The sequence below is a fragment of the Isoptericola sediminis genome, assembly GCF_013085345.1.
GTDB classification, from domain to species: Bacteria; Actinomycetota; Actinomycetes; order Actinomycetales; family Cellulomonadaceae; genus Isoptericola; species Isoptericola sediminis.
On record NZ_JABFAJ010000028.1, the window covers coordinates 1 to 308 of the forward strand.

At 68.5% G+C, this 308-nt stretch carries 1 protein-coding gene; it reads right to left on the minus strand.

What is annotated here, in order from left to right; translation table 11 throughout:
- A partial coding sequence (locus HLI28_RS15120) for a DUF5979 domain-containing protein (protein ID WP_171248411.1) occupies window positions 1-308 on the minus strand: 308 nt, incomplete at both ends.

Below are 308 nucleotides of genomic sequence, written 5' to 3' on the forward strand. Positions count from 1 at the left end.
ACGGTGACGGTGACGTTCGGGTCGTTGTCGTCGATCAGGACGCCCTCGGTGTTGGCGCCGGTGGGGTCGTAGGTGACCTCGGTGCCGGCGGGCAGCGTGTCGGTGGACTCGACCACGACGCAGACGGTGCCGTAGGGCAGGTCGCTGATGGTGGGGTCACCGGTGGGGTTGCCGTCGGCGTCGAAGGTGAACGTCTCCTCGGCGACCTGCTCCTCGTCCAGGGTGCAGGTGGCGGTGATCTCGAAGTCGTCGGTGACCTCGACGGCGTGCTCGGAGGCCTCGACGACCTTGTCGACCGTCAGCGAGCC